This window comes from Enhygromyxa salina, from assembly GCF_002994615.1.
Classification (GTDB): domain Bacteria; phylum Myxococcota_A; class Polyangia; order Nannocystales; family Nannocystaceae; genus Plesiocystis; species Plesiocystis salina_A.
This window is the reverse complement of record NZ_PVNK01000258.1, coordinates 1-1499: the sequence shown is the minus strand read 5'-3', so window position 1 is coordinate 1499 and position 1499 is coordinate 1. Positions and strand designations below refer to the sequence as shown.

General features: G+C 73.2%; 2 protein-coding genes. Both read left to right on the top strand.

The window, feature by feature from the left end:
• Window positions 1–100 precede the first annotated feature (100 nt).
• Window positions 101–529, top strand: coding sequence for an alternative ribosome rescue aminoacyl-tRNA hydrolase ArfB (arfB, locus tag ENSA5_RS29600; protein WP_106395071.1), 429 nt, complete (start codon window positions 101–103; stop codon window positions 527–529).
• A 135-nt stretch (window positions 530–664) separates the two neighbouring features.
• Window positions 665–1499 (top strand): DsbA family protein (locus ENSA5_RS29595; RefSeq protein WP_181198284.1); only part of this gene is annotated, 835 nt, incomplete at its 3' end.

Here is a 1499-nt window from a genome sequence, read left to right as displayed (position 1 = left end):
CCCCTCGCCCCTCGCCCCTCGGGCTGGGCATGAGCTTCGCCCAGGAGGGCTCACCTTCTCGCCGACGAGCGCTCGGGCTCATCGTGGGTATACTGCGCCGATGGAAGACTTGGTGGTGAACCAGGATCTGACGATCCCGGCGCGCGAGCTGTCGTGGACGGCCGTCGCCAGCGGCGGGCCGGGCGGCCAAAACGTCAACAAGGTCGCGACCAAGGTCCAGCTGCGCTGGGATCTGCCGAGCTCCGCGGCGCTGCCCGAGTGGGCGCGGCTGCGCCTGCTGAGCCTGGCCGGCAGACGCGTCGACGCGGACGGCTGCGTGATGATCACGAGCGCCTCGACGCGCAGCCAGGACCGCAACCTCGAGCTCGCCCGCGAGCGCCTCGCTGACCTGGTCCGAGAGGCGCTCGCGCGGCCCAAGCGACGCCGGCCGACCCGCCCCAGCCGCGCGGCCAAGCGCCGCCGCCTCGAAGACAAGCGGCGCTTGAGCCAGAAGAAGGCCGGCCGTCGCGGCGGGCGCGAGCACGACTGATCTCGCGGCTGCTCAACGAGCCGGGCGGCCGTCGAGCCACGCCGCGATCTCGTCGCGCCTGGTCGCCCGAGCGAGCGCGGGCGTGGCCGGGGCGCCAGCGCCTGCGCATTGACCGTCAGCGCGTACAATCCCGCCATGCGTCCGCGCGCCGCCCTCGCCCTCGCCGTCCTGATCTCGCTGCTCGGCTGCCGTCAGCCCAGCGCCGCGCTCGAGCTGCCCACGGAGGAGAGCGCCGAGCCGACGGGCCTCGACACCCCGGGCGTGTTCGTCGAGGCCGCGACCTTCACCGAGGCCCGCGTGCTCCTCGACTGGACGGAGGTCGACGATCGCTTCGCTAGTCTCGTCGACGGCGAGCGCTACCGCGTCGACTACGACGCCGACCACCCCTGGGCCGGGGCCACGACCCCGCTGGTCACGATCGTCGTGTTCTTCGACTACCAGTGCCCCTACTGCCACCGCCTCGACGACGCGCTCGCAGATCTGCTCGCGCGTTACCCCGACCGCCTCCGCGTGGTCTGGCGCCAGTTCCCGCTGAAGATGCACCCCCAGGCCGAGTTCGCCGCCGCCGTCGCGCTCGCGGCACACACCCAAGGCGCGTTCATGCCGATGCACCAGTGGCTGTTCGACAACGGCGGCTCGCTGTCCCCGACCGCCATCGAGCACCACGCCGCGAGCCTCGGCCTCGACGCCCAGCGCCTGCTCGCCGACGTCGACAGCGGGTGGTACGGCGGCCGCGTGAACGCGGACGTCGAATTCGGCGAGCGCTTCCTGGTCCGCTCGACGCCGAGCTACTTCATCAACGGCCGGCCCTTTCGCGGAGCCAAGAAGGTCGAGGAGCTCGAGCCCATCGTCCAGGACGAGCTGCGCCTGGCCGAGCGGATGATCGCCGCCGGGGCCGAGCCCCGCGAGGTCTGGGCCCGGATCCTGGCCGCGAGCGCCGAGCAGCGCGCGCCGGCCCCGAGCCCGACGC

Coding starts and splice junctions, on each gene's coding strand:
- arfB (WP_106395071.1), top strand. CDS start 101: ATGGAAGACTTGGTGGTGAACCAGGATCTGACGATCCCGGCGCGCGAG.